Consider the following 2,914-nt stretch of genomic DNA (forward strand, 5'->3'; position numbering starts at 1 on the left):
GGGTGAGAAGAGCCGGCAGAGCGGGAAGCAGTACCGAGTGCAGGTCTCCACGTCACCCAGCTTTGCGACGTTCGTCGACAACCAGCTTGTCGACCAAACCACCTACACGGCGTGGGACAAGACCTATCCCGAGGGGAACTACTACTGGCGCGTCCAGGGTGTCGACGCGTCGAACAACGGTCTCGCATGGTCGGAAATTCGGTCCTTCGTCAAGCAGAGCCCGGCGCCCCAGCTCAGTGAGCCGATCGGCCCGCAGAAGACCGGCCTGATGCCGTTCCGTTGGAGCCCGACGCTGTTCGCAGGCAGCTATCAGCTCGAGGTGTACAAGAACGGTGACACCGCATGGTCCCCGACGAACCGGATCATCAACGTCGCGACAAAGCAGACCGCCTATGCCCACACGGCCCCCCTGCCGTCGAGCTCAGCCGACTACGTATGGCGTGTGGCCCGACTCGATGCGGACGGCCGGCCGGGCCAGTGGTCGGCTGCTGGCCGGTTCAGCTGGACTGGGACCAAGCCCGAACTGTCCACGCCGGTCAAGGACGCGACGGTGAGCGCTGCCAGCGGCTACTTTGCGTGGAAGCCGGTCGAGGGTGGGGTGAGTTATCGCTACGAGCGCCGCGCCGTTGGCGGGACGGGCCTTGCCGAGAGCGTCACGACAGACGCGACCGCCTGGGCGTCGACGTCGGTGATCGCCGCCGGCTCCTGGGAGTGGCGCGTCGTGGCGCTCGATGCCGGCCGTGCTGAGATGGGATCGAGCGACTGGCGTCCCTTCGTGGTCCTCGCGGCCCTCACGGCGACACCTACGCCGACCATCTCGGGCACAGCCCAGGTCGGGGTACCCCTCACCGCAGTGTCCGGCGCTTGGGCCCCAGGGCCGATCTCCTTCGCGTATCAGTGGTTCCGCTCCGGAGTGGCGATCGCGGGGGCGACGGGGTCCACGTACGTCCCGACCGCCACCGACTACGGCAAGCCGCTCGCGGTACGCGTGACCGGCAGCAAGACCGGTTACACCACCGCGGCGTCCACCTCGGCGAACACCACCCCGGTGGCTGCAGGCACGTTGTCGCCGGCGCCGATTCCCACGATCTCGGGGACGGTGAAGGCGGGTTACCGGCTCACGGCGGTGCCAGGGACGTGGGGACCTGCCCCGGTCAGCCTGTCCTACCAGTGGCTTCGTTCCGGCGCTGCCATCAGTGGTGCCACCACCTCGACCTACCTGCTCACACAAGCCGACGCGGGCCGCCAGATCTCTGTGCGCGTGACCGGTGCCAAGACGGCATACGCCACTTTGGCGAAGACGTCAGCCCTGACAGCCGTCGTCGGTGGGGGAGTGCTCACCGCGACGCCGGTTCCCACCATCTCCGGGACGGTTAAGGTCGGCTACCGGCTGACCGCCGTGCCAGGGACGTGGTCGCCGGGGCCCGTGACCTTCTCCTACCAGTGGTACCGATCAGGCGTCGCCATCAGCGGGGCCACCGGCTCCACCTACCTCCTCGGCGCATCCGACCTCGGGAAACGGATGACCGTGCGGGTGACCGGCTCGAGGGCCGGCTTCACCTCAGTGGCCAAGACGTCGGCCGCCACCGCGAGCGTCGTGGCCGGCACCCTGACGGCGCCCACGCCGAAGATCTCGGGCACCGCGCGTGTTGGCTACCGCCTCACGGCCTCGCCGGGCACCTGGGGACCGTCCCCGGTGACGTTGCGCTACCAGTGGCTGCGCAACGGGGCGGCCATCTCCGGGGCGACTGGCTCAACCTATGTGGTGACCAAGGCCGACCGCGGCAAGCGCCTCTCGGTGCGGGTCACCGGCTCGAAGGCTGGCTTCACGACGGTGTCGCGCACCTCGGCCCTTACCGCGCTGATCCCGTAAAGGGCGCACCAGCACCGCAGCGGTGATCCACTCATCCGCTGCGGTGCTAGAGGAGGCTGCGGAGGAAGAGCGGGGAGGCGATCGCGACGATCGCCCCGATCAGCATCGAGGGCCCGTAGGCGAACTCGTCCTTGCGGCCCTTGCGGCGAGTCGCGAGCAGCGCCGCCGCGATGACGCCGCCGATGAGGAAGGTCGCCATCGTCGAGATGATGACGTGCGCCCAGGTCAGCCAGCCGAGGAGCATACCGAGCAGCCCGGCGAGCTTGACGTCGCCGAAGCCGATCGAGCCGGCCGGCAGCACGAAGATGAGCAGAAAGTAGAAGAGCCACAGGGCCGCGCCGCAGATGCCGGCGCGGAGCAGGGCGCCCCAGTCGCCGGTGAGGTGGCTGCATACCGCGAGGAGACCGGCGAGGATCGGATAGGCCGGCAGCTGGATCTTGTCGGGCAGGCGGTGCACGTCGAGGTCGATGAAGGCGAGGGCGACCATGACCCAACTGGCGACGACATACGTCGCGGGGACGAAGGGCGGTCGCCCGGGAGCCAGGACCGCCCAGAGGAGGACGGTCAGGATCCCGCTGATGGGGATGATCCACACCGGGGAGGGCTTCGGCAGGTGCTGCTCGTCCTCGTTGCGGTAGCGCAGGTGCACGAGCTGGGACTGCATCACGGCACCCGCGACAACCCCGGCGAGCGAGGTGGCGAGGAGGACCGACAGCGGCATACCGGCACTGTATTCATGCGCGCTGCGCCGCGGCAGACAACCCGCTGAGAGACCGCCTTGCGGTATTTGCACGTTTCTTGCAGTAACCCTGCGCCGAAGCCACGGCTCGCTTGAAATCCGTTCGCGAGAGTCGTCCCTGTCAGCGAAACCCGCTGGCCCGAAGACGATGTGGCCCGATCGGCCGCAGATAAGGAACACCACACCATGAGCAGCACCCGGAAGACCTCCCGCAAGCTCCTCGCCTCCGCCGCCCTGATGGCGGGCGCCGCTGGGGTGGCGGGCCTTGGCACGTACGGTTCGTTCACCTCGACGACGTCCGC

The 2,914-nt window shown here is 68.5% G+C and carries 1 protein-coding gene and 1 pseudogene; one reads left to right on the top strand and one right to left on the bottom strand.

From position 1 onward, the window contains the following. Positions 1–1,873: pseudogene (locus ACTHJJ_RS15855) on the top strand (hypothetical protein); the annotation flags it as partial. Positions 1,874–1,919: 46 nt separating this feature from the next. Here the strand turns inward: ACTHJJ_RS15855 and ACTHJJ_RS15860 are convergent. Further along, the gene (locus tag ACTHJJ_RS15860; protein WP_440303912.1) at positions 1,920–2,594 is read right to left on the bottom strand and encodes a prepilin peptidase; all 675 of its coding nucleotides are present in this window, start codon (positions 2,592–2,594) and stop codon (positions 1,920–1,922) included. Positions 2,595–2,914 lie beyond the last annotated feature (320 nt).

This window comes from Intrasporangium sp., from assembly GCF_051961875.1.
GTDB lineage: Bacteria > Actinomycetota > Actinomycetes > Actinomycetales > Dermatophilaceae > Intrasporangium_A.

Excerpts from the sequence above, each read along its gene's own strand:
- ACTHJJ_RS15860 (WP_440303912.1), bottom strand. The coding sequence starts at position 2,594 with ATGCCGCTGTCGGTCCTCCTCGCCACCTCGCTCGCCGGGGTTGTCGCG.